This window comes from Achromobacter sp. K91, from assembly GCF_003576205.1.
GTDB lineage: Bacteria > Pseudomonadota > Gammaproteobacteria > Burkholderiales > Burkholderiaceae_B > Achromobacter > Achromobacter aegrifaciens.
Genome location: NZ_QWFB01000054.1, coordinates 129267 through 151691, shown reverse-complemented (window position 1 = coordinate 151691; position 22425 = coordinate 129267). Strand labels below are relative to the sequence as shown.

Annotated in this window: 25 protein-coding genes; 13 read left to right on the top strand and 12 right to left on the bottom strand. The window is 69.1% G+C overall.

From position 1 onward, the window contains the following. Positions 1-1151, bottom strand: a 1151-nt coding sequence (locus DXK93_RS26860) for an MFS transporter (protein WP_147400281.1), incomplete at its 3' end; no start/stop codon positions are given. Between the two features lie 117 nt (positions 1152-1268). Between DXK93_RS26860 and DXK93_RS26855 the strand changes: the two genes are divergently transcribed. Then, complete coding sequence (locus DXK93_RS26855; protein WP_054458163.1) at positions 1269-1724, top strand: helix-turn-helix domain-containing protein; 456 nt, start codon at positions 1269-1271, stop codon at positions 1722-1724. Between the two features lie 7 nt (positions 1725-1731). On the opposite strand, the gene DXK93_RS26850 is transcribed toward DXK93_RS26855, so the two are convergent. The 4 genes from DXK93_RS26850 to DXK93_RS26835 all read right to left on the bottom strand — a co-directional run bounded on the left by DXK93_RS26850 (position 1732) and on the right by DXK93_RS26835 (position 5427). After that, positions 1732-2703, bottom strand: coding sequence for a pyridoxamine 5'-phosphate oxidase family protein (locus tag DXK93_RS26850; RefSeq protein WP_119451671.1), 972 nt, complete (start codon positions 2701-2703; stop codon positions 1732-1734). A gap of 29 nt (positions 2704-2732) precedes the next feature. Beyond that, positions 2733-3371 (bottom strand): glutathione S-transferase family protein, encoded by a 639-nt coding sequence (locus tag DXK93_RS26845; protein WP_119451670.1) that lies wholly within the window; start codon positions 3369-3371, stop codon positions 2733-2735. Positions 3372-3530: 159 nt separating this feature from the next. Further along, positions 3531-4436: a LysR family transcriptional regulator gene (locus DXK93_RS26840; protein ID WP_054458166.1), complete on the bottom strand. Its 906-nt coding sequence runs from the start codon at positions 4434-4436 to the stop codon at positions 3531-3533. Between the two features lie 100 nt (positions 4437-4536). Further along, positions 4537-5427, bottom strand: coding sequence for a LysR substrate-binding domain-containing protein (locus DXK93_RS26835; RefSeq protein ID WP_119451669.1), 891 nt, complete (start codon positions 5425-5427; stop codon positions 4537-4539). Between the two features lie 128 nt (positions 5428-5555). On the opposite strand from DXK93_RS26835, the gene DXK93_RS26830 reads away from it, so the two are divergent. Continuing rightward, positions 5556-6227 carry a flavodoxin family protein gene (locus DXK93_RS26830; protein ID WP_119451668.1) on the top strand — a complete coding sequence of 224 codons (672 nt, stop codon included), beginning with the start codon at positions 5556-5558 and terminating at the stop codon, positions 6225-6227. Here the strand turns inward: DXK93_RS26830 and DXK93_RS26825 are convergent. From DXK93_RS26825 to DXK93_RS26795, 7 genes are all read right to left on the bottom strand, one after another. Beyond that, complete coding sequence (locus tag DXK93_RS26825; RefSeq protein ID WP_233564618.1) at positions 6146-6925, bottom strand: AraC family transcriptional regulator; 780 nt, start codon at positions 6923-6925, stop codon at positions 6146-6148. The two genes, DXK93_RS26830 and DXK93_RS26825, sit on opposite strands and share 82 nt — an antisense overlap. 75 nt (positions 6926-7000) lie before the next feature. Continuing rightward, a complete protein-coding gene (locus DXK93_RS26820; RefSeq protein ID WP_119451667.1) occupies positions 7001-7960 on the bottom strand; it encodes a proline dehydrogenase family protein in 960 nt (319 codons plus the stop codon). A gap of 72 nt (positions 7961-8032) precedes the next feature. Next, positions 8033-8935, bottom strand: coding sequence for a DMT family transporter (locus tag DXK93_RS26815; protein WP_054458170.1), 903 nt, complete (start codon positions 8933-8935; stop codon positions 8033-8035). Between the two features lie 154 nt (positions 8936-9089). Then, the gene (locus tag DXK93_RS26810) at positions 9090-10340 is read right to left on the bottom strand and encodes a D-amino acid dehydrogenase (RefSeq protein ID WP_119451666.1); all 1251 of its coding nucleotides are present in this window, start codon (positions 10338-10340) and stop codon (positions 9090-9092) included. Between the two features lie 108 nt (positions 10341-10448). Beyond that, positions 10449-10886 (bottom strand): Rrf2 family transcriptional regulator, encoded by a 438-nt coding sequence (locus DXK93_RS26805; RefSeq protein ID WP_054458172.1) that lies wholly within the window; start codon positions 10884-10886, stop codon positions 10449-10451. 61 nt (positions 10887-10947) lie between these two features. Further along, complete coding sequence (gene hmpA / locus DXK93_RS26800; RefSeq protein ID WP_119451665.1) at positions 10948-12165, bottom strand: NO-inducible flavohemoprotein; 1218 nt, start codon at positions 12163-12165, stop codon at positions 10948-10950. Between the two features lie 88 nt (positions 12166-12253). Continuing rightward, positions 12254-12739, bottom strand: a complete 486-nt coding sequence (locus tag DXK93_RS26795) for a 4'-phosphopantetheinyl transferase superfamily protein (protein ID WP_225589213.1) — start codon at positions 12737-12739, stop codon at positions 12254-12256. A gap of 283 nt (positions 12740-13022) precedes the next feature. Here DXK93_RS26795 and DXK93_RS26790 point away from each other — a divergent pair, with 283 nt between their 5' ends. Genes DXK93_RS26790 through DXK93_RS26740 form a run of 11 tightly spaced genes read left to right on the top strand, consistent with a single transcriptional unit; the run spans position 13023 to position 22423 of the window. Continuing rightward, entirely contained in the window at positions 13023-13748 is a 726-nt protein-coding gene (locus DXK93_RS26790) for a beta-ketoacyl synthase chain length factor (RefSeq protein WP_119451663.1), read from the top strand. Further along, complete coding sequence (locus DXK93_RS26785; RefSeq protein WP_119451677.1) at positions 13745-14584, top strand: 1-acyl-sn-glycerol-3-phosphate acyltransferase; 840 nt, start codon at positions 13745-13747, stop codon at positions 14582-14584. Before DXK93_RS26790 ends, DXK93_RS26785 begins: the two co-directional genes overlap by 4 nt. A gap of 4 nt (positions 14585-14588) precedes the next feature. After that, positions 14589-14849 (top strand): phosphopantetheine-binding protein, encoded by a 261-nt coding sequence (locus tag DXK93_RS26780; RefSeq protein WP_054458177.1) that lies wholly within the window; start codon positions 14589-14591, stop codon positions 14847-14849. A 17-nt stretch (positions 14850-14866) separates the two neighbouring features. Beyond that, positions 14867-15121 (top strand): acyl carrier protein, encoded by a 255-nt coding sequence (locus DXK93_RS26775; RefSeq protein ID WP_013392999.1) that lies wholly within the window; start codon positions 14867-14869, stop codon positions 15119-15121. Continuing rightward, positions 15118-15666, top strand: a complete 549-nt coding sequence (locus DXK93_RS26770) for a hypothetical protein (protein ID WP_119451662.1) — start codon at positions 15118-15120, stop codon at positions 15664-15666. Before DXK93_RS26775 ends, DXK93_RS26770 begins: the two co-directional genes overlap by 4 nt. A gap of 3 nt (positions 15667-15669) precedes the next feature. Beyond that, positions 15670-17370, top strand: a complete 1701-nt coding sequence (locus DXK93_RS26765) for an AMP-binding protein (protein ID WP_119451661.1) — start codon at positions 15670-15672, stop codon at positions 17368-17370. Next, positions 17357-18109 (top strand): glycosyltransferase family 2 protein, encoded by a 753-nt coding sequence (locus tag DXK93_RS26760; RefSeq protein WP_119451660.1) that lies wholly within the window; start codon positions 17357-17359, stop codon positions 18107-18109. The genes DXK93_RS26765 and DXK93_RS26760 overlap by 14 nt, the downstream gene beginning before the upstream one ends. Then, entirely contained in the window at positions 18106-19029 is a 924-nt protein-coding gene (locus DXK93_RS26755; RefSeq protein WP_119451659.1) for a glycosyl transferase, read from the top strand. The genes DXK93_RS26760 and DXK93_RS26755 overlap by 4 nt, the downstream gene beginning before the upstream one ends. Beyond that, on the top strand, positions 19022-19465 hold the full coding sequence (locus DXK93_RS26750) for a thioesterase family protein (RefSeq protein WP_054458182.1): 444 nt from the start codon (positions 19022-19024) through the stop codon (positions 19463-19465). The genes DXK93_RS26755 and DXK93_RS26750 overlap by 8 nt, the downstream gene beginning before the upstream one ends. After that, the gene (locus DXK93_RS26745) at positions 19462-20079 is read left to right on the top strand and encodes an outer membrane lipoprotein carrier protein LolA (RefSeq protein ID WP_119451658.1); all 618 of its coding nucleotides are present in this window, start codon (positions 19462-19464) and stop codon (positions 20077-20079) included. The genes DXK93_RS26750 and DXK93_RS26745 overlap by 4 nt, the downstream gene beginning before the upstream one ends. Further along, positions 20063-22423, top strand: a complete 2361-nt coding sequence (locus DXK93_RS26740; protein WP_119451657.1) for an MMPL family transporter — start codon at positions 20063-20065, stop codon at positions 22421-22423. The genes DXK93_RS26745 and DXK93_RS26740 overlap by 17 nt, the downstream gene beginning before the upstream one ends. The last annotated feature ends 2 nt before the right edge of the window (positions 22424-22425 follow it).

Genomic DNA, 22425 nt, shown 5'->3' with positions numbered 1-22425 from the left:
AGATGTGTATAAGAGACAGCCCCAAGCCACCCCGCCTGCGCATAAACCGCCGTCGAAGCGATAGACCCCAACCCGCTCCCCACCGCGTAGAACATCATGTAGCCACCGACCAATCGACTATGCGCCTGCGGATTCACGCTGAAGATCATGGTCTGATTCGTCACGTGCAGCGCCTGCAAGGCGATATCCAGGACCAGCACACCCAACGCCAGCAACCACAGACTCTGATCCAGAAAGGCAATCGGCACCCAGGCCAGGCAGAGCAACGCCAGGCCCACGGCCGTGGTCCGCTCGCCTTGCCCGCTATCGGCCAGCCGCCCTGCCCGCGCCGCCATCAGCACGCCCGCCACGCCCATCAGCCCGAACGCGCCCACCGCGCTGTGCGTCAGCGAATGCGGTGGCGCGCTCAGGGGCAGCACCAGCGCGGTCCAGAAGGCGCTGAAGGCGGCGAACATCAGCAGCGCGATCATGCCGCGCACGCGCAGCACGCGCTCGGTAGCCAACAGGCCGTAGAGCGAGCGCAGCAAGGCCCAGTAACCCATGTCCACCGCGGGCAGCCGGCGTTGCGGCAAACGCCGCGCCAGCACCACCGCCAGCACGGCGGCCAGCGCAGCGGACACGACGTAGACCGCGCGCCAGCCCCACAGGTCCGCCACGGCCCCGGCCAGCGTGCGCGCCAACAGCAGGCCGATCACCACCCCGCCTTGCGCGGCGCCGACCACCCGGCCGCGCTCGCCCGGCGCGGCCAGCGCCGCGGACAAGGCCAGCAGGCCCTGCGTCATGGCCGTTCCCAGCAAGCCCAGCGCCACCATGCCCATCAACAGCCAGGGCGTGCCGGCCGACAGCGCCACGGCCGCCAAAGACAGGACCAGCAGCGCCAGCTGCCCCAGCATCAGGCGCCGGCGGTCCAGCAGGTCGCCCAGCGGCACCACGAACAGAAGCGCCAGCGCGCAGCCCAGTTGGGTGGCCGTGACCACGATGCCTACCGCGCCTTCGGCGATGCCGAACTCTCGGCCGATGGCGTCCAGCAAAGGCTGGGCGTAATACACGTTGGCCACGCTCAGGGCGCAGGCCACCGCCAGCAGCATCACCAGGGATCTGGGCATCGGACTTGGGGGTGCGGAATCGGCGGGTTCTGGTCGGGCTGACATCTCTTGCTCCACTCTGGTTGCGTTATAAAACCAGAATAATAGTTTTCGAGGTTTTATAATGCAACCGAAATTTCGATACGCCAGCCATCACCGCCTTTCCCTCAGCAAGGATCCGACATGGTCAAACGCACTAGTCTCGAAGGCGCCGCCTGCCCGGTGGCACGCTCCCTGGACGCGATCGGCGACTGGTGGTCGCTGTTGATCGTGCGCGACGCCTTCGATGGATTGCGGCGGTTTGGCGAATTGCAGAAAAGCCTGGGCGTGGCCAAGAACATCCTCAGCGACCGGCTGCGCACGCTGGTGGCGCACGGCATCCTCGAGGTGGCGCCGGCCTCGGACGGCAGCGCCTACCAGGAATATGTGCTGACGGACAAAGGCCGGGCGCTCTTTCCAGTAATCGTGGGCTTGCGCCAATGGGGCGAAGACCACTACTACGGTGCGGCCGAACCCCATTCCACGCTGATCGACCGCAAGCGCGGCCAGCCCGTGCGCAAGCTGGAAATCCGCGCGCAGGACGGCCGCCTGCTCGGGCCGGACGATGCCGTGGTGCAGAAGACCGCCCTCCCGGGCTAGGTCGGGGCTATGCAGCCCCCGCGGCCGGCCATTGCCCGGTCGCCAGCGCGGTGGGCGAGTACGAATCGAAGCGCCAGCGCAAGGCCAGCGCGCCGGGCCGGCGCACCACGCGCCGCACATGCACCCGCCACAGACGTTCGGCGCCCTCGAACTGCGCGATCTCCGGGCTGTCCAGGATGACTTCAGCAGCGCCCGTCAACTGCAGCACGTCGCCGCGCTCGAAGTCGATGAACAGCAGTCCGGCGCGCGGGTTGAGCACCATGTTGCCCAGGGTGTTGAAAAAGCGGTTCCCGGAAAAATCCGGAATGGTCAGCACGTCGCCGTCCACCCGCACGAAGCCTGCCTTGCCGCCGCGGTGCGAGACGTCGACCTTGCGGCCGCCCTCGTCCGCGTAGGTCGCCACGAAAAACGTGTCGGACCGGGCGATCAGCGCCCGCGCCGCGGCGTCCAGCGCGGTGCGCTCATTCGGCGCGCCCGGAAAGCGCAGCGCCGGCGAACGCGAGAACTGGAATTCCCGCGCCTGGATGTATTGCGGGCAATTGCCGAAGGACTGCGTCACCGCCACCTCGAAGCGCTTGCCGTCCCAGGCGGCGATGCGGCCGTTGGCGCGGTTGCGTCGGCGCGTGTGCAGCTCGATTCCCAGCAGGCCCACCTGCTGGTCCATCCCCAGGCCGGCCAGCAGCGGATCGTCGGCATCCGGCACGGCGGACACGCGCAGGCTGCGTGGATCGGGCGAGGACACGAAGCCGGGCAGGCCTTCCAGCACGCCGGCCCAGGGATCGCCCTGCCCGTCCACCGCGCCGGCAACCAGAAACGGCAGTTGCTCGAAAAACAGGCGGTGCTGGTCCGGCATGTAGTCGCGGATGACTTTGGGTCCGGTCACCGCCATGCGCTCGGCGATCCCGACGTGGTGTTGCAACAGGCGTTCGCCCGCGTGCCAGGGCGACGGCGGGAGGGCGGCAGGTTCTGCGATGGCCATGGCGTACTCCTTGAGGGCGGCGCCTGTCCTCAGGCGGCCAGCAGGCCCACGGGCGACGAGGCCATGGGCACGAAACGCGGCAGGCTTTCGATGCGGCCCAGCCAGGCGCGGACGTGCGGATAGGCCTCCAGCGACACATTGCCTTCGGGAGCATGCGCCACATAGGCGTAGCAGGCCACGTCCGCAATGGTCGGCGTCGTGCCCGCGAGGAAATCCCGTGCGGCCAGTTCGCCGTCCATGACCTTGAGCAAGGCATGAGCGCGGGCCAGCGTGCTGTCCACGTCATAGGCCGCGCCGAACAGGGTCACCAGGCGCGCAGCCGCCGGGCCGATCGCCAGCGGGCCGGACGCCGCCGACAGCCAGCGCTGTACCGCCGCCGCCCCGGCCGGGTCTTCCGGCAGCCAGGCCTGGCCGCCGTAGCGCTTGGCCAGGTAGACCAGGATGGCGGTCGAATCCGCGACCACCACCCCGCCATCGTCTATGACCGGCACCTGGCCGAAGGCGTTCAAAGCCAGGAACGGCGGGCGCTTCTGCTCGCCGCCGCGCAGGTCCACATCGACCTTGCGGTGGGGCACATCCAGCAGGGACAGCATCAGGGCGACGCGATGGGCGTGGCCGGACAAGGGAAAACTGTAGAAGGTCAGCGTAGGGGTATGGGCGGTTTGCATGAGCGGGCTCCAAGTCGGATTCGGACTCCATCTTGGGCCGGCGCCGGGCTCGCGTGAACGGCCAGCGCCGGCAAGACACTCTTGCAGCGGATGAAAGAAAGAGGACGGCCGCCCCGTCCCTTCAAGGCCTGCGTGCGGGCGCGTCCGAGGAACGGGTCGCTACGCCGGCAGCGTCGCCAGGTCGCGCCGCAAGGCCTCGACGCAGAACTCCACGAAGCTGCGCACCTTGGCCGAACTCTTGCGGCCTTCCGGGTACACCAGGTGGACCGGCAGCGGCGGCAGTTCGAAGTCGCGCAGCACCACCTCCAGGGCGCCGCTGGCCAGGTGCCGCGCCACCTGGTAGGACACCACCTGCGTCAGCCCCCAGCCCTCGCAGGCCGCGAGCACCGCGGCCTGGAAGGACGTGACCGTCAGCTGCGAATCGACGCGCAGGCTGCGGGGCTGGCCGTCCTGCTGGAAGCGCCATTGCGGCGTGCGGCCCTCCATGGCGGCAGTGACCGTGCAAAAGCGCGGCAGGGACTCCAGATCCTGCGGCACGCCGTGTTCGCGCAGGAAGGCGGGCGCGGCGCAGACCACACGGCGTACCTGCCCCACCGGCACCGCGGTCAGCGTCGAATCCGGCAAGGCGCCGATGCGCACCGCCACGTCCACGCGTTCGTCCAGCAGGTTCACCACGCGGTCCACCAGCAGCGTGCGCACGGAGACTTCGCGATGCGCGCGCAGATAAGCCAGCACGGCCGGCATCACGTGCAATTCGCCGAAGAACGCCGGCGCCGTGATGCTGAGCGCGCCCCGCGGCGCGGCCATCGCGCCGGCCACGGCATCGTCGGCCTGTTCGACTTCGTCGAGGATGCGGCGGCAGTCGTCGGCATAGCGCTGGCCGGCCTCGGTCAGTCGCAGGCTGCGCGTGGTGCGCACCAGCAGCAACGCGCCCAACCGCCGCTCCAGCGCCGACACGCTGCGCGTGACGGTGGGCGCGGACATCTCCAGCCGGCGCGCGGCCGCGGCGAAACTCTGTGCCTCGGCCACCGCCAGGAACACGCTCATTTCATGGAATCGATTCACGCCTCGCGGCCTCCGCGCTGATTTTCGGGAAGAGAGTAGAAGCGCGTGCAGGGGCGCGTCAATCCAGTTACAGAGGATATGAGCCGCATGCTTCCCGGCCTCATGCTTGAGCCTCGAACTCCTTGCGCAACCACCCCAGGAAAGCCTTGACCGGCGGGTGGCGTTCGCGGCCCGGCGCGCACAGCGCGGTGTAGGCCGCCCCCGCCACCCGCACCTCAGGACGATACGCCACCAGGGTACCCGCCGCCACGCTGTCCGACACCATGACGGAGCTGGCCAGCACCAGACCCTGGCCGGCAATGGCGGCCTGAAGGGCGTAGTGCTCTTCCTCGTAGGCATGCAGCGCCGCCGGCTTGCGCCAGGACGGCAGGCCGGCGGCCTCGCACCAGTCCTGCCAGCCCTGCTCGTACAGCTGCGAATCGCGCCAGCGCACGGTCACCAGCGACGGCGCGCGCCTGCCCGGACGGGCGGCCAGCGTCGGCGCGCCATAGACGCCGAACCATTCCTGCAACGAGCAGGCGGCGTGCAGCCCGGGCCAGCGCGCCCGGCTGTAGCGGATGGCCAGGTCCACGCTGGCGTCGCGCAGCAAGTCCACCGTTTCAGGGCTGGTGTTCAGGTTCAGCTGGTATTGCGGAAACGCCGCATAGAAGCGGCCCAGTCGCGGCACCAGCCACAGGGCCGCGAACGAATGCGTGGTGGACAGGGTCAGCGCGCCCGAGGCTGGTGCGGCGCGCAAGGCGTCCAGGGTCTGCGCCACATCGAGCAAGGCGCCGTGCACGCCCGCAAAAAGGCGCGCGCCCTTCTCCGTCAGGCGCACGCCGCGCGGCACGCGTTCAAAGAGCGCGTAGCCCACGTGCCGCTCGAGCGCCTTGACCTGATGGGACACGGCCGTGGCAGTGACCGCCAGTTCGGCCGCGGCCAGTTTGAAGCTGAGCAATCTGGCAGCCGCCTCGAAGGTGCGCAGCGCGGTCACCGGTAGCGTGGCAAACATGGATTCCTGGCTCTATGGATGAAATCAATTCATCATATTCAAGGATTCATCATTTGTCGCCTTTCAGCCGCCAGGACAGAATTTTCCTCACCACATGGAAACGTCCATGCCAACAAGAGGAATCAAACATGAATTCAGATCATCCCGACAAGCGCCTGCTGATCCTGGTCGGCAGCCCGCGGCGCGACGGCAACAGCGCGGCCCTGGGCGCGGCTGCGCTGCGCGGGGCCGAGGCGGCGGGCACCCAGGCCACGCTGCTGTTCCTGGACGACTACATCGGGGCCTTTTTGCCGGACTTGCGGCGCTCGCCCCCGCCGACCGACCGCTATTCCGAGCTGTTCCTGGAACACTTCCTGCCGGCCGACGGCGTGCTGATCTGCACCCCGATCTACTGGTACGGCATGTCGGCGCAGACCAAGGCGTTCTTCGACCGTTCGTTCAGCCACTATGCCGGCCAGGGACCCGAACCGGAACGGGTCAAGCAGCGCATGACCGGCAAGCGCCTGGGCCTGGCGGTGGCATCCGAGGAAACCTACCCGGGCGCGGCGCTGGGCATCGTGCACCAGATCCAGGAATACGCGCGCTATACCCATTCGGATTTCGTCGGCTACGTGCACGGCGCCGGCAACCTGCGCGGCGAGATCGCGGCGGACCCGCGCCAGCCGCTGCAGGCGGCGGCCGAACTGGGCACCACGTTCTTTACCCGCAAGTACTCGGACTACCGGGTGGAGACGCCGCGCGCCCGCAATGTCTGGGAGCCTGCCCCTGCGCTGCGCAGCACGCCGGGCGTGCTGCCGTAGACCTGCTTGAACACGCGGGTCAGATGGGCCTGGTCGGCGAAACCCACGGCATGCGCGGCGTCGGCCAGCGCCAGGCCGTCGCGCAGCAGCGCCCGGGCCCGCGCCACCCGCCAGTTGCGCAGCCAGGCCAACGGCGGCAAGCCGTAGCGCCGGGCGAACTGCTTGACCAGCGTGGTGCGGTGGCGGTCCTGCGCCACCGCCAGGGCCTCCAGGTCCGGCGCGCAGGCTGGGTCCGAGGCCATACGCGCGCGCAGCAGCGAGCAGACGTCGGACGCGTCGTCTGCCGCCGCCGTACGGGCTTGCGCATGTGCCGCCAGCAGGCCGAACAAGGCGGCGGAGAGGCGTTCGCGGCGCTGCGCGTCGGCGATGGGATCGGGCGTGAGCGCGTCCAGCCAGGCCTGGCAGAGCGCCGGATCGCGAATCACGGGACCAGCCAGGCTGGCCCCGCCCGCAAACAACGTGAGTTCGTGATCCCTGAACCAGTCCGGATCGATATAGGCCATGCGGTACCCCAGCGGCGCGTCCGAGGTGCCCCCCGTATGAACCTGACCGGGCGCAATCACCACCAGATCGCCCTCGCCCGCGGCCTGCGACGCGCCATGCACGGTGAAGGCGCAACGGCCCTGCGCGATGGCGCCGATGGACCAGGCGTCGTGGAAATGCGGCGCATAGCAGTAGCCGCGCAAGTCTGCGATCAAAACATCGCCGGGCAGGCCGGCGCCGCAATGCCAGATATGTTGGGAAACCGCCATGAACAAGTGAGGATGTAGCGCCTAGCCGAAGTAGCTCTGGTCCGATGTGAGCGTGCGGGCCAACAGCCACGCGTTGCGGGGATTCTCGCCCACGCGGCGCACGGCATACGGCCACCAATCGCCGCCGAAGGGCAGATAGACCCTGACGTTATAGCCCAAACGGCGCAACGCGAGCTGCCAGTCCGGACGCACGCCATAGAGCATTTCGAATTCGAAGGCTTCTGGCGGCCAGCCGCGCTCCCGCGCCAGCTCCAGGATGGCGCCGGCCAGGCGGTCGTCATGGGTACCGAAAAAGGGCTGGAAGCCGGACTCCAGCGCCTCGCGCGACAGCATGATGGCGGCGGCGTCCAGATAGGCCTGGTCGATGCGCGCGCGGCCGGCGTGGTCCAGCGCGCGCTCCGGAAACGCGCCCTTGACCAGCCGCAGCGAGGTGCGCTGACGGATCGCCCAGGCCAGGTCCAGCGGCGTGCGGCGCCGCCGCGCCTGCAGTGTCAGGCCTGCCGGCAGGCCGGCTTGCAGCAGTTCGCGATGCAAGGCGCAGGTGCGGTCGCAGAGGGAGGAATCCTCCATGTCCAGCACCATCCAGTCGCGCCCCAGGCCGACCGTCCGGCGCGCCGCCAGGCCGATGCGCCGGGCATTGTCCCGGCCCAGCGCGTCGTCGCGCATATAGCCGATGGCGGTGGGATCGACTGACACGTGCACGTCCAGCCCTGCGTGCTCCAGCGCCCGGCAGGCGCCGAGCGTCTGGGCCACGTTGTGCTCGATGGCCTCCGGATCGTCCACGTACTCGCCCAGGTAGAAGAGCGAGGCGCGGATGCCGTGCGCCTCGCGCAGCCTGGCGGCCGTGCGGACCGCGGCGTCGACGTCCGCGCCGCCGACGAAACGGGCCGCCAGCGACGTGCGGGCCGCCATGGCACGCATCGCCCGCCCCACGCCCGGGCTGCGCGCCAGCGCGATCGCCGTTCTCTGGAACATGCTCATGGGCTCTCTCCCTATAAAGAGAGCCACTGTGCCGGTACCGCGCGCGCCCGTCTTGAACGCCAGTGAAACTTCCTAGTCCAGCGCCAGCGTGCGGGCGCGACCGAACAGCGGGCGCTGCACCGTCTGCGCCAGCAGCACGCCGGCCAGTGTCACCGCGCCGCCCAGCAGGTGGTACATGTGCAGTTGCTCGCGCAGCATGACGAAGGCGGCCAGCGCGGTGAACAGCGGCAGCAGGTTGATGAAGATGCTGCAGCGGTTGGGCCCCAGCCGCTGCACGCCTTCGATCCACAGGAAGGACAGCAGCACCGACGAGAAGATGCCCGCGTACAGGATCAGCGGCACCGTGTTCATGTCCAGCGCAGCCTGCGCCGCCGGCACGCGCAGGTACAGCGGCAGCATGTAGAGCAGCGCGAAGATCGATTGCACGAAGGTGGACTGCCAGGCCGGCAGCGGCACCTTCCAGTGGCGCAGCAACACTCCGTACAGCGCGTAGGACAAGGCAGCCAGCAGCATCAGGCCGTCGCCGACGTGGATGCCGTGCTGGAACACGCTAAGCATGTCGCCCTGGCCCACCAGGTACAGCAGGCCGAGGAACGACAGCGCGCCGCCAGCGGCCATGCCCAGGGTCAGCGGATCCCGCAGGATCACCACGCTGAGCAGCATGCTCAGCAAGGGAATCAGCGCGGTCAGGATGGCCATGTTGGTCGCCGTGGTGGTTTCGGCGGCGCGATAGGACAGCGCCTGGAACACCGCCGACGACAGGGCGCCGTACAGCGCCAGCTTGGGCCAATGGCGCAGGATGGTCTTGCGGTTGCGCCAGGCCGGGCCGGCCGTGAACAGGCCCATCAGGAACAGGGCCAGCACCAGCCGGTAGAAGGTGATGGCGGTGGGCGAGATGGCGCTGGCGGCCATCTTGGAGACGATGACGTTGCCCGCCCAGAACAGAATGGCGAACAACGGAAACAGGTAGGACATGGTGGTTGCGCTCGGAGGATGAGGGATGGTCTCCGGCCGCTTGCGGCGCCCGTTGGGGCTACGCAGGCGGTGGAGTATCGCTATCCTATTGAGCGCGATCCAGTCCGTCTGCCGATGAAAAGGCAGTCACTATCGCAAAATGGACATCGCCGTATCAGGGGCGGAATGGCGCCGGATCCAGCGGCAGCTCCAGCCCGCCCATCTGGGCCGTCAACAGCGCGGCGCTGCCGCAGGCCAGGGTGAAGCCCAGCGCGCCCTGCCCGATGTTCAGCCACAGGTTGTCGGCGGCATGGCTGCGTCCGATCAGCGGCTTGCTGGTGGGAGTGGCCGGACGCAGCCCCGCCCAAGGCGCCGCCTGGCGCAGGTCCAGCGCCGGAAACGCCTCGTGCACCTGGCGCTTGAGCAGCCCGATGCGCGCCGTGTCGATGCCGGCATCGGCGCTGCCGATGTCGACCATGGCCGCGATCCGCAGCACGCCGCCCACGCGGGCGTAGACGATGCGCCGTTCGTAGTCCGTGACGCTGATGCGCGGCGCCACCGAATCGTCGTCCTCGGCCAGCGGCACGCTCAGGCTGTAGCCCTTCAGGGGATACAGCGGCACGTCATGGCCCAGCGGCTTGAGCAGCGCGCGCGAGCCGATACCGGTGGCCAGCACGATGGCGTCAGCGCCGATGTCGCCGTCGCGCGTGTTCACCGCCACGATGCGGCGGCCTTCGCGCTGCAGGCCCGATACCGGATTGGACATGACGCATTGCACGTTGGCCATGGTCTGCAGGCGGTCGAACAGCGCCTCGGTGAACTGGCGGCAGTCGCCCGCTTCTTCGCTGGGGGTGTAGATGGCGCCGGCCAGGCTTGCGCCCATGCCGGCCAGCGCGGGTTCCAGCGCCAGGGTCTGCGCCGCGTCCAGCACCTGCTGTTCAGCGCCGAGGTCGGCCTGGTACGCCACCAGCGCGCGCGCCTTGTCCAGCAAGGCCGGACTGCGGTAGGCGATGAGCTTGCCGTTCTTCAGATGGCCGAAATCCAGGTCTTCCTGCTCCAGCAGCGAGTGCATGACGTCCCGGCTCAGATAGGACAGGCCAGCCAGTTGGACCGTGGAAGCCTTGGCCACCGAGGCCCGGCACGCCAGCGCAAATTGCAGGCACCAGCGCCATTGATGGGGATCCAACCTGGGCCGGAAACGCAGCGGGGAGTCCTCGCGCAGCAGCCAGCCCGGCACGCTGGGCAGCACGCCCGGACCGGCCAAAGGCGCCACGTAGCTATAACTGAGCTGACCGCCATTGGCGTAGCTGGAGACCTCGGCCGGACGCGCCTGGCTGTCCACCAGCACCACGTCATGGCCCTGGCGCGCCAGGAAATAGGCCGACGTGACGCCCACGACGCCAGCGCCGATTACGCAAACCCGCATACTCTTAGATCCAGAAAGACAGGGACACGACGCTATTCTGGGACGCGCCCCGCCCGTCCGGCAAATGCCAAACTCCGCAGGGTCCATAACAAAACATCATGCCCCGCCTCAGGCGGCGCGATGCAGCTTGATGATGGCGGCGGCCGTGGGATCGCGCACCAGGTCGGCCAGGGTGTAGCCGTTGAGCGCCTCGTAGAAGGCCTGCAAGGTCTGCGCCAGCACGCCGGACAGCCGGCATGCGCCGTCCAGCGCACAGGGAGGTTCGCGGCAGTCGATCAGCGGCCCCTGCTGCTCCAGCTGCCGGATCAGGTCGCCCAGCCGGTAGCGGTCGGCGGACTGCGACAGCCGCAGGCCGCCGCCCTTGCCCCGCGAGGTGCTGACCCACCCCTGCTGCGCCATGAAGTGCACCACCTTCACCAGATGATTGCGCGACACGCTGAAGCGGTCGGCGATCTCCGGAATGGTGACGGCGGCGGACCGGTCGCGGCATTGCGTCAGGTACATCAGGACGCGCAGGCCGAAATCGGTGAATCGGGTCAGTTGCATGGCTGGGACGAAAGGGATGGACGCTGGCGGCCCGAAAGTTCAGGCCGCCAGGATACACCGCTCAGGCGGGCGCGCCGCCGCTGCCGAAGGCTTCGGCATGGATGCGGTCGGCGGGCACGCCCAGGCCGGTCAAGGCTTCGCGCTGCGCGCGCATGAAGCCGGCCGGGCCACACAGGTAGTAGTCCGCGCCGGGCACGATGACTTCGTCGCGGATGGCGTTCAGATCCACCCGGCCGGCGTAGTCGTAGTCGCGGCCAGGTTGGTCGCCGTGGCCGACCTCCTCGTAGAACACCGCCTTGCGCACGTTGGCGCGTTCGGCGGCGATGCTGTTGACGTGATCGCGCATGGCGTGGACCGAGTTGTTGCGGCAGCCGTGCACGAAACGAATCTGGCGTTCGTCGTTCAACCCCACCAGATGGTTCAGGATGGAGACCATGGGCGTCAGGCCCACGCCGCCGCTCAGCAGCACCACCGGCGCGCTGCCTTCCTCGCGCAGATGGAAGTCGCCCTGGGGCGGCGCCACGTCCAGCACCCCGCCCTCTTCCAGGCGGTCATGCAGGGCGTTGGAAACCCGGCCGGCCGGCGTATCGGCGCCCGCCGCTTCGCGCTTGACCGAGATGCGCAGGCGGTCCTGGCCCGGCGCGTCCGACAGGCTGTACTGGCGCGGCTGCATCAGGCCCAGTTCGGGCACGAACACGCGCACCGACACGTACTGGCCGGGACGGTAGGCAGGCACTTCGCCGCCATCGGCCGGCGCCAGGTAGAAGGACGTGATCTCGGCGCTTTCACGCTGCTTGCCCACCACGCGGAACGCGCGCCAGCCCGTCCAGCCGCCCGGCTTGGCGGCCGACTCCGCGTACAGGCGCGCCTCTTCGGCGATCAGCAGGTCGGCCAGTTGGCCGTAGGCCGCGGCCCAGGCCGCCACCAGCTCTTCCGTGGCTGCCTCGCTCAGCACTTCGCTGATGGAGGCCAGCAGATGCTTGCCCACGATCTGGTAGTGCTCGGGCCGGATGCCCAGGCTGACATGCTTGTGCACGATGCGCGTCACCACGGGCATCAGCACGGAAGGATCGTCGATGTGCTCGGCGTAAGCCGCGACCGCGCCGGCCAGCGCCTGCTGCTGCTCGCCGCCAGCCTGGTGGCCCTGGTTGAAGACATGCTTGAGCTCGGGGTTGTGCTTGAACATGCGGGCATAGAAATGCTTGGTCAGCGCGACGCCGTGCGTCTTGAGAACGGGCGCCGTGCCCTTGACCAGGGCGCGGATTTGGGGACTCAACATCAACTGCTCCTTGTGGCGCGATCGGAATCGCCATTAAACATGCATTTATAATACATCTTTAAATGCCCACTGAAAAACCCCGGGCGATTCAATCCGGCCCGCTGGCCCATGCGCCCAGGATGGCAAGCGGCGGTAACACGCAATCGGTCCCCGCGCGCCATTGGGGACGCGTGGCGCCGCCAGCCTGTCCGCGCCACGCCACGGACGCAATCCAGTCCTCGCCCAGGCGCCATGAACAGGCGCGCCACTGCCCTGGCGGCGCACGCAGGCGCCATTCCGCCTTGCCGCCGAAGTCCAGGCCTACCGAAGCCATGTCCGCAGGGAAATCCAGTCCGGCCGCCTTGATGAAGGCTTCCTTCAGCGTCCACAAGAGATAAAAGCGTTCCAATTGGGCTGCGCCTTCCAGGCCAGCCAGCGTGGCTTGCTCGGCCGGCGCGCATACCCACTCGGCCAGGCGCAAGACCTCGCGCGGCCGCACTCGCTCCAGATCGGCGCCCAACTGCCACCCGGCCGGGGCGGACGCGCAGACCGCGTGGCCGCCGCTGTGGCTGAGCGACAGGGTCGCAGGCGGCATGGCCTGCCTGATCTCTTGCAGCAAAGCCCTGCTGACCCGCCAATCGAGCTGCGCCTTCGGGCTGCGCAGCGCTTGTGCGCGCGCGGCGTCCTCGGTTGACAGCTCCTGGCTGCGGTAACCCGCAGCCGTGCCTTTGTCCGCCCACCAGATTAAAAGTTCCTGAACGTTCACGGGAGAAAGTAACAAATAGCAAGCTGAAGTGTAATAAACAAAGGAAATATTGTGTATTATGTAACGTTTTAAATCAAAATGGCCTGACATCGCCATAGTAGAATCGCGCGCTATGTTGACGTTTTCGATCGCGCAATGGCACGGTTGGGCGCAAGGAATCGATGGCCCCGGCGACTGGTTGAAATGGGCCGAACATCCGTTCTGCCCGATCGGAAATCAGAATCCGCCCCGCCTGGACTTCCTGCCTCCCTTGCAACGCCGCCGCCTGAGCCCGCTGGCTCGCGGGGTGTTCGAGTGCGCGTGGCCGTTGGCCGAGGGACGCCCGCCCATGCCGCTGGTGTTTGCCTCCCGCCATGGCGAAACCACCCGCAACTTCGGCCTGCTGCAAGCGCTGGCGGCGCACGAACCCCTGTCGCCCACGGCCTTCGGCCTGTCGGTCCACAACGCCATCGCCGCGCAGTGGTCGATCATACGCCGCGAGACCACTGAATCCGTGGCCTTGTCGGTGGAAGACGACGGCCTGGAGCACGCCTGCATCGAGGCGTCGATGCTGTTCGACGCCGGCCACCAGGACGTGCTCGTGGTCCTGGCCGAGGAACGGCCGCCCGCAGCTTACGCCGCCTGGGTGGATGACGCGCCCTACGCTTATGCGGTCGCCCTGCATCTGCAGCCCGGCGCCGACTGGACCTTGGCCCTGGCCCCGCAGGCGCCGGATGCCGCCGACAGCGCGCAGGCCTGGCCCAATCCCCTGAACCTGCTGCGCCACCTCTTGCTGCGCACGCCCGACTGGCGCCACGCCAACCGCTCCCGACTATGGACCTGGACACGCACGGCATGACTAGCGCCACGCCTCCCCGGCAGGACTTCTGGCTCTGGCGTCTGTTCGCCACCGGCATGGCCTTTACCCTTTTCGGGCTGGGCGGCGTGCTGCTGCGCGTGCTGGTGTTCCCGCCCCAGCGCTTGCTGCCCGGCGACAAGGCGGACCGCCAGCGCCGCGCGCGCGGCGCGCTGAACGGCACCTTCCGCCTGTTCATCCGCTTCATGGTCCGCACCGGCATCCTGACCGTGGAATTCAAGGGCGCCGAACGCCTCGGCAAGCCCGGACAGATGATCCTGGCCAACCACCCTTCGCTGCTGGACGTGGTGTTCCTGGTCGGCCACGTCAAGAACGCCAACTGCATCGTCAAGCACGGCCTGGCCACCAACCCGTTCACCCGCGGCCCGGTGGCCAATGCCGGCTACATCACCAACGACGAAAGCTTCGACATGTTCGACCGCGCCGCCGACGTGCTGCGCGCGGGCGAAACCCTGATCGTCTTTCCCGAAGGCACGCGCACGCCGCGCGACGCCATGCCGCGCTTTCATCGCGGCGCCTGCGCCATCGCGCTGCGCGGCGCGCGCGTGGTCACGCCCGTGGTCATCAGCATGAATCCCCGCAGCCTGACCAAGGGCGAGCCCTGGTACCGGATTCCGCCCTGCCGCATGCGCTATGTGATCCGCGTGGGCGAGGACATCGATCCCGCCTCCTGGAGCGGCGCGCATCCGCTGCCCATCGCCGGACGCAAGATGAACGATTACCTGCACGCCTATTTCGAAGCCGAGCTGGCGCCCGCCGCGCCCGCCGGCGCCATCATGAATGAACAACCGCCTCGGGCGGTGGAAGTGGAGTCCTGACCGGATGAACCAACTGGAATTTGAACTCAAGACCCTCGTCATCGACTCGCTGGGCCTGGAAGACATCGCGCCCGACGATATCGACAGCGACGCCCACCTCTTTGGCGACGGACTGGGGCTGGACTCGGTGGACGCCCTGGAGCTGGGCCTCGCGCTGCAAAAGCGGTACGGCATCACCATCGATCCCGAGACGCGCAACATGCGCGAGCATTTCGCCAGCATCGCCAAGCTGGCCGAGTTTGTCACCGCGCAACGCCGCGCCTAAAGGATACGGAGTCCAGGATGCATACCCGCGACGAAATCTTCAACACGCTGCGCGGCGCGCTGGTCGAACTGTTCGAGATCGAACCTGAACGCATCACGCCCGAAGCAAACCTGTACACGGACCTGGAGATCGACAGCATCGACGCCATCGACCTGATCGACCATGTGCGCCGCCAGACCGGCCGCAAGCTCGACGCCAACGACTTCCGCACCGTGCGCACGGTCGAGGACGTGGTGCAGGCCATGTGCCAGAAACAGGATCCCGCCGCATGAGACGCGGCGTGGCGGCAGCCCTGGCCGTGGCCGGCATCGCCTATCCCTTCGCCGTCCATGCGGCGCTGGGACGGGTAAGCGCCGCCTGGCTGGCGCTGCCGCTGGCCCTGCTGTGGCTGGCGCGCGGCCTGGCCGCGGATGCCGCCCGGCCGGGCGCGCGCCTGCTGCCCGCTGTGGCGGTGGCCTTCTGCCTGGTCCTGGCCGTTTCGAATTCGCAAGACTGGCTGCGCTGGTATCCCGTGCTGGTCAACGGCATGATGCTGGCTATCTTCGGCGCCAGCCTGCGGCGCGGCCGCCCCGTGATCGAGCAACTGGCCCGGCTGCGCCACCCAGATCTGCCGCCCGAAGGCGTGCGCTATACCCGCAATGTCACCCGCGTGTGGTGCGCCTTTTTCGCCCTGAACGGCAGTGTGGCGGCGGCCCTTGCGGCCTGGGGACCCTGGAGCTGGTGGACCGTCTACAACGGCGCCGTGAGCTATGTGCTGATGGGCCTGCTGCTGGCGGGCGAATGGCTGCTGCGCCCCGCCGCCGCCAAGGCGGCGTAACGCATGGCCTGGACCGATCTCGCGCAGCTGCTGCTGCCCGCCCCGCCTGACTTGGCCGATGCGCTGGTCGCCGACGAGCCGCCACTGACGCGCGAGGCGTTTGCTCGCGCCAGCCTGCAGGCCGCGGGCGCCTTGCAAGCCAGGCAGTTGCAACGCGTCGCGATCTGGTTCGAGGACGCCGCCCGCATGGCCGTCGCGTTGTTCGCATGCTGGCGCGCCGGCGTGGTCGCGGTGCTGCCGGGCGACGCCCAGGCGCAGACCTGCGCCACGCTCGACGCCATGGTGGACGCCTGGCTGAGCGACACTGATCTGCCGCTGCCGGCCGAGCGGCTGTGCCGGCTGGCCGAGCTGCAAGGCCACGCACCGCTCGCGCCCGCCGAACTGGACCCTGCGCTGACGCTGGTGCTGTGCACTTCGGGATCCAGCGGCACGCCCAAACATATCGCCAAGCACTGGCGGCAACTGATGGACGAAGTCCGCGCGCTGCAGCAGCAATGGCCGGATGCGCGCGGCCCCGTGCTGGGCAGCGTATCGGCGCAACACATGTACGGCCTGCCCTTCAGGGTGCTGTGGCCGCTGTGCGCCGGGCGCCAGCTGGACCGGCCGCAGCGCCTCTATCCGGAAGAGCTGCAGCAGGCCAGCCTGCGCCATCCGGCCTGCACCTGGATCGCCAGCCCGGCGCTGCTGCGCCGCCTGGGACAGCGGCTGGATTGGGACCAGCTGCGCGGCCGCCTGACCCGCATCCACTCGTCCGGCGGCGAATTGCCCATCGACGCATCCGACCATATCGCACAGCACCTGGGACTGCGCCCCAGCGAGATCTACGGCAGCTCCGAAACCGGCGCCGTCGCCTGGCGCGAAGGCGACAGTCCCTGGCAGCCGCTGCCCGGCGTGGCCGTCGACCTGAACGCCGAAGGCGCGCTGCGCGTGCAATCGCCATGGGTCAACCCGGCCGAGGCGCAGACCGCCGACGGCGCGGAGCTTGCGCATGACGGTTTCCGGCTGCTCGGCCGCCTCGACCGCATCGTGAAGATCGAGGAAAAGCGCATTTCCCTGCCCATGCTGGAACAGGCGCTGGCGCGCCATTCCTACGTCGCCGAAGCGCGCCTGGGAGGTCTGGCCGGGACCTCGCGCCTTGCCGCGCTGGTCGCCCTGTCGGCCGGCGGCCTGCATGCTTTGCGCAACCAGGGCCGCAAGGCGCTAGTGGATGCGCTGCGCGCGCATCTGGCCCCAGGCTTCGAATCGCTGGCCATTCCGCGCACCTGGCGCTTCTTCGCGCAACTGCCTGCCAACGCCCAGGGCAAGCTGCCGCGCGGCGTGTTCGAAGCGGCCGCGGGCCCCCGGCCGCTTGCGCCCGAGGCGCAGGAACTGCCGCGCCTGGCGGATCACGAACGCCGCTACCGGCTGGAAATCCCCTGCGACCTGGCGCATTTCAGCGGCCACTTCCCCACTGCTCCCGTTGTGCCCGGGGTTGTCCAGATCGGCTGGGCCATGTCGCTGGCACAACGCGACCTCCATCCCGAGCTGCGTTTCGCCGGCATGGAAGCCCTGAAATTCCAGCGCCTGCTGCGTCCGGGCGATACCGCCATGCTGGCGCTCAAATGGGACGCCTCGAAGCAGAAGCTGTATTTCGCCTACACGGTCAACGGCGCGCCCTGCTCTTCCGGCCGCATTCTGCAGGCAGGCGGCCATGGCCCCGCATAAGCTCTGCGCGCTCATTCCCGTGTACAACCACGGCGCCACGGTCGCCGCGGTGCACGCGCAGCTTGTGGCGCAAGGCTTGCCCTGCGTGCTGGTGGATGACGGCTCCGAACCGTCTTGCGCCGCCGCGCTGGATGCGCTGGCCGCCCAACCGCATACGCATCTGCTGCGGCGCGCGGTCAACGGCGGCAAAGGCGCGGCGGTGCAGGACGGGCTGCGCGCGGCGGCGGCGCTGGGCTATACCCATGCCTTGCAGGTCGACGCCGACGGTCAGCACGCCCTGACGGACGCGGCGGCCTTCGCCGCGGCCTCCCGTGCTCGCCCCGAAGCCCTCGTCTGCGGCGCGCCGCTGTATGGCGACGACGTGCCACGCAGCCGTCTCTATGGCCGCTGGCTGACGCGCGTGTGGGTCTGGATCAATACGCTTTCGCTCGACATCCCCGACGCCATGTGCGGTTTCCGCGTCTACCCGCTGGCCGCGGCGCTGCCCGTGATCGACGGCGCGCGCGTGGGCCGGCGCATGGATTTCGACATCGCCGTCCTGGTGCGCCTGCACTGGCGCGGCGTCGCGATGGTCTGGCTGCCGACGCGCGTGGCCTACCCGGAAGGCGGCATTTCCCACTTCCAGGGCCTGCGCGACAACCTGCTGATCAGCCGCATGCACGCGCGCCTCTTCTTCGGCATGCTGGCGCGCTCGCCGGCGCTGCTGTGGCGCCGGCTTGCCGGAGGTCAGCGTCCATGAGCGCCACAGATCAGCATTGGGCCGATCAGCCCGAGCGCGGCAGCGCCCTGCTGATGCGCCTGACCGCCTGGGCCGCGCGCACCCTGGGCCGCCGTTTGGTCGCGCCCGTGGTCTGGCTGGTCGTGCTGTATTTCTATGTCAGCGGCGCCCGCGCCCGGCGTTCGATCGCGGCCTACCAGCGCCGTCTGGCGCAATCCGGCACGCTGGCCGAGCCGCTGCCGCGCCGCATGCCGGTCTACCGCCAGTACCTCGCGTTCGCCAACGCCATCCTGGACAAGCTGGACGTCTGGCAGGGCAAGATCACGATGGCCCATCTGGACATCTCCGACCCTGACGGCCTGCACGCGCAGATGGGCAGCAACCGCGGCCAGATCCTGGTGGGCTCGCACCTGGGCAATATCGAGGTCTGCCGCGCGCTGGCGGAGCAAAGCGGCACCTTGAAACTCAATGTGCTGGTCCACGACAAGCACGCGGTTCACTTCAGCCGGCTGCTGCACGAGGCCGGCGGCGGGCTGCGCATGATCCAGGTCAGCGAACTGGATGCTCCGGCCATGCTGGACCTGGCGCAGCGCCTGGACCGCGGCGAATGGCTCGCCATCGCCGGCGACCGCGTGCCGCTGCAGGGCGACCGTTGCACGCCGGTGGACTTTCTGGGCGCCAGCGCGCTGTTCCCGCAAGGGCCCTGGCTGCTGGCGGGCCTGTTGCGCTGCCCGGTCAACCTGCTGTTCTGCACGCGCCACGGCGCACGCTACCGCGTCGCGATGGAACGCCTGTCGGACGGCATCGAATGGACGCGCGCCACGCGCCAGGCCCGGATCGCCGAGCTGGCCCAGCGCTACGCCGACCGTCTGGCCGCACACTGCCACCTGGCGCCGCTGCAATGGTTCAACTTCTACCCTTTCTGGAAAGACGATGCGTAAACGGGGCGCCATTGGCGCTGAAGTCGAAATCCGTGTGCCCTTCTTCGACGTGGATCCGCTAAACGTCGTCTGGCACGGACACTACGTCAAGTATCTGGAACAGGCCCGCTGCGAACTGCTGGACCTGCTGGGACACAACTACGACGCCATGCGCGCCAGCGGCTACGCCTGGCCGGTGATCGACCTGCATCTGCGCTACGCGCAGCCCGCACAATTCGGCCAGCGCCTGAAGGTGCGCGCCGAACTGGTGGAATGGGAGCACCGGCTGAAGATCAACTACCTGATCCTGGACGCCGCCAGCGGCCAGCGCCTGACGCGGGCCACGTCCGAACAGGTGGCGGTCTGCATCCAGACCCGCGAGATGCAGCTGACCTCGCCCGCCGCGCTGGTCGATGCCGTGCAACGCAAGCTGCAATCGATGGAGACGCCCGCATGACGCGCCGCCTGGTTTTCATACGCCGCCTGTGCGCCCTGCTGGCCTTGGCCCTGCTGCCGCTGGCCGCTCGCGCCTTCGACCTGGCCGACCTGCAAACGCAGCTGAACGCCACGCCGGTGGTGCGCGGCCATTTCGTGCAGCAGAAGTTCCTGCGCTCGCTGCCGCAGCCGCTGACCAGCCGCGGCGATTTCACGCTGGCGGCGGGCAAGGGCCTGCTGTGGCTGCTGCGCACGCCGATCGCGCAGGACCTGCGCATCGACGCCCGCGGCATCTCCCGGCGCGACGAAGCCGGCAAATGGCAGGCTCTGCCGCAGCATTCCGGCGCCGGCCGCGAGAACCGGCTGTTCCTGTCCGTGCTGGCAGGCGACACCGCCGGGCTGCGCGAAAACTTCGACCTGGCGCTCACTGGCGACGCCAATGCCTGGCAGCTGCTGCTGACGCCGCGCTCGGTTCTGCTGCGCCAGATCTTCGACAACATCCAGATCAACGGGGGCAAGCTGGTGGACCGCATCGAACTGCGCGAGACGCAGGGCGACCGCAGCGTGCTGCAAATGACGGATGCGCAGGCCGCCCAGGCCCTGACCGCCGAGGAGCAACGTGCGTTCGCCGATTGAGCGCTGGCTGCCGCGGCTGTTCAAGCTGGGGCTGCTGCTGATTCTCTGCGCCGGCGCCTGGCAAAGCCGCCACGGCTGGCCGGTGTCGGCCAACCTGATGGAGCTGGTGCCCCAGGCCGGCGCCGACGCCACCCGCCAATTAGCCGAGGCCCGCATCCAGGAGCCCCTGTCGCGCCAGCTCATCGCGCTGGTCGCGACTCAAAGCGCAAACGCCGGCGCGGATGCCGCGGCCCCCGCGCGCCTGCTGGCGCAGCGCTGGACCGACAGCGGCCTGTTTTCTTCCGTGCAGGTGGAACTGCAAATCGACGTGCCCGCGCTGCGCGCGCAACTGCTGGCGGGCCGGCTGGCCATGCTGCCGGCGGCCGACCGGCATCAGCTCGAGACCGATCCCGCGGCCTACGCCCAGCGCCGCGCACGCGAGCTGTCCGATCCATTTTCATCTTCGGGCCTGGTGCCGGCGGACCAGGACTGGCTGGGCCTGACGCGCCGCGCCGAACAGGCGCTGCGCCCAGGCGGCGCGGTGCAGTACGACATGGGCACGGGCACCCTGCAGGCCGAACACGCCGGCAGACGCTGGATGCTGGTGCGCGCCGAAACCCGCGGCGATGCGTTCGACGCGGCCGCGCCCCAACAAATCGCCGCGCAGCTCGAACAGGACCGCGCGGCGCTCGGCGCGGCCGGCGCCGAGCTGCTGGTGGCCGGCGGCCCCCTGTACGCCGCCGCAGGCCGGGCGCAAGCGGTTGCCGAAAGCAGCTGGATCGGTACCGGCGCCACCATCGGCATCGTGCTGGTCCTGCTGCTGGCGCTGCGGCGCGTGCGCGCGCTGCTGGCTTTCGTGCCGGTCGCCGTCGGGCTGCTGACCGGCGCGGTGGCCTGCGTGGCAGTGTTCGGCTCCATCCACGTCCTGACCCTGGTGATCGGCGCGAGCCTGATCGGCGTAGCGGTGGATTTCCCCATGCATTGGCTCGGCAAGAGCTATGGCATGGCCGACTGGCAGGCCTGGCCCGCGCTGCGGCGCGTCCTGCCCGGGCTGACCATCAGCCTGGCAGCCAGCCTGGTCGGCTACGTCGCGCTGGCGTTCACCCCGTTCCCCGCGCTGACGCAGACCGCGGTGTTCTCGGCCGCCGGCCTGCTGGGCGCCTACGCCTGCACCGTGTGCCAGTTGCCGGCCTGGATGGACGGCTGGCGGCCCCGCCCCTGGCAGCCGCTGCTGCGTTTTGCCGAGGCCGCGCTGCACGCGCGTCAGCGCCTGGCCGGACGCCGCGCCGCGCTGTGGCTGGGCGCCCTGGCCCTTATCGCCGCCACTGCCGGCGGCATCAGCCGGCTGAGCATCCAGGACGATCTGCGGCAATGGCTGAGCCTGCCCGCGCCCTTGCTGCAGCAGGCCCGGCAGATCGGCGAAATCACCGGCTTCATGCCGACCAGCCAGTTCTTCCTGGTGCGCGCGCCCGACGCCGACGAGCTGCTGCGCAGGCAGGCGCGGGTGTCGCAGGCGCTGGATGCGCTGGTCGCGCGCGGCGATCTCGCCGCCTACAACGCCTTGAGCCAGCTGGTCTCGCCGGCCGCCGACCAGAAGGCGCTGGGCGCGACGCTGGCCAGCCTGGCCGGGCAGCCCGACGCCTGGAAGCCGCTTAGCGACATCGGCATCCCCTACGCCGCCTTGCGCCTGGAACTGCAATCCATGGCCGCGCTGCCGCCGCAGGCCATCGAAGACGCGCTGCAAGGCCCGCTGGCCGAACGCTGGCGGCCGCTGTGGCTGGGCGTGCGTGAAGGACAGGCCGCAGGCATGGTGACCTTGCTGGGCCTGCGCGACGCGTCCGCGCTCGAGGCCATCGCCCGGGTTGCCCCGGACGTCACGCTGGTGGACCGCAGCGGCGAACTGAATCGCATGTTCGCGGCCACGCGCATCGAAGCCGCCGAGCTCAAGCTGCTGTCCTATGGGGTCGCGGCGCTGTTGCTGCTGCTGACTCTGGGCCGCGCCGCCGCCTGGCGCATCCTGGCCGTGCCGCTCGCGGCCACCGCATGCAGCCTGGCCGCGCTGGGCTATCTGGGCCAGCCGCTCACCCTGTTCAGCCTGTTCGGTTTGCTGCTGGTGTCGGCCATCGGCGTGGATTACGCCATCTTCATGTACGAGCGGGTCGCGGGCGCGGCCGCCAGCCTGGTCGGCATCCTGCTGGGCGCCGCCACCACGCTGCTGTCCTTCGGCCTGCTCGCCGTCAGCCAGACGCCCGCCATCGCCAACTTCGGGCTGGCGGTCGCGCTGGGCGTGGCCTTCTCGCTGCTGTGGGCGCCATGGATCAATCCGCCGCGCGCCGCCGCGCCGCATCCTGCTTTCAATAACTAAAA

Bases quoted from the DNA above. Each gene is read 5' to 3' on its own strand.
- DXK93_RS26805 (WP_054458172.1), bottom strand. From the start codon at position 10,886: ATGCAACTGACCCGATTCACCGATTTCGGCCTGCGCGTCCTGATGTAC.
- DXK93_RS26810 (WP_119451666.1), bottom strand. From the start codon at position 10,340: ATGCGGGTTTGCGTAATCGGCGCTGGCGTCGTGGGCGTCACGTCGGCC.
- DXK93_RS26815 (WP_054458170.1), bottom strand. From the start codon at position 8,935: ATGTCCTACCTGTTTCCGTTGTTCGCCATTCTGTTCTGGGCGGGCAAC.
- DXK93_RS26755 (WP_119451659.1), top strand. From the start codon at position 18,106: ATGAGCGCCACAGATCAGCATTGGGCCGATCAGCCCGAGCGCGGCAGC.
- DXK93_RS26795 (WP_225589213.1), bottom strand. From the start codon at position 12,739: ATGCCGCCTGCGACCCTGTCGCTCAGCCACAGCGGCGGCCACGCGGTC.
- DXK93_RS26855 (WP_054458163.1), top strand. From the start codon at position 1,269: ATGGTCAAACGCACTAGTCTCGAAGGCGCCGCCTGCCCGGTGGCACGC.
- DXK93_RS26785 (WP_119451677.1), top strand. From the start codon at position 13,745: ATGACTAGCGCCACGCCTCCCCGGCAGGACTTCTGGCTCTGGCGTCTG.
- DXK93_RS26750 (WP_054458182.1), top strand. From the start codon at position 19,022: ATGCGTAAACGGGGCGCCATTGGCGCTGAAGTCGAAATCCGTGTGCCC.
- DXK93_RS26780 (WP_054458177.1), top strand. From the start codon at position 14,589: ATGAACCAACTGGAATTTGAACTCAAGACCCTCGTCATCGACTCGCTG.
- DXK93_RS26760 (WP_119451660.1), top strand. From the start codon at position 17,357: ATGGCCCCGCATAAGCTCTGCGCGCTCATTCCCGTGTACAACCACGGC.
- DXK93_RS26775 (WP_013392999.1), top strand. From the start codon at position 14,867: ATGCATACCCGCGACGAAATCTTCAACACGCTGCGCGGCGCGCTGGTC.
- hmpA (WP_119451665.1), bottom strand. From the start codon at position 12,165: ATGTTGAGTCCCCAAATCCGCGCCCTGGTCAAGGGCACGGCGCCCGTT.
- DXK93_RS26765 (WP_119451661.1), top strand. From the start codon at position 15,670: ATGGCCTGGACCGATCTCGCGCAGCTGCTGCTGCCCGCCCCGCCTGAC.
- DXK93_RS26745 (WP_119451658.1), top strand. From the start codon at position 19,462: ATGACGCGCCGCCTGGTTTTCATACGCCGCCTGTGCGCCCTGCTGGCC.
- DXK93_RS26850 (WP_119451671.1), bottom strand. From the start codon at position 2,703: ATGGCCATCGCAGAACCTGCCGCCCTCCCGCCGTCGCCCTGGCACGCG.
- DXK93_RS26820 (WP_119451667.1), bottom strand. From the start codon at position 7,960: ATGAGCATGTTCCAGAGAACGGCGATCGCGCTGGCGCGCAGCCCGGGC.
- DXK93_RS26830 (WP_119451668.1), top strand. From the start codon at position 5,556: ATGAATTCAGATCATCCCGACAAGCGCCTGCTGATCCTGGTCGGCAGC.
- DXK93_RS26835 (WP_119451669.1), bottom strand. From the start codon at position 5,427: ATGTTTGCCACGCTACCGGTGACCGCGCTGCGCACCTTCGAGGCGGCT.
- DXK93_RS26845 (WP_119451670.1), bottom strand. From the start codon at position 3,371: ATGCAAACCGCCCATACCCCTACGCTGACCTTCTACAGTTTTCCCTTG.
- DXK93_RS26770 (WP_119451662.1), top strand. From the start codon at position 15,118: ATGAGACGCGGCGTGGCGGCAGCCCTGGCCGTGGCCGGCATCGCCTAT.
- DXK93_RS26790 (WP_119451663.1), top strand. From the start codon at position 13,023: ATGTTGACGTTTTCGATCGCGCAATGGCACGGTTGGGCGCAAGGAATC.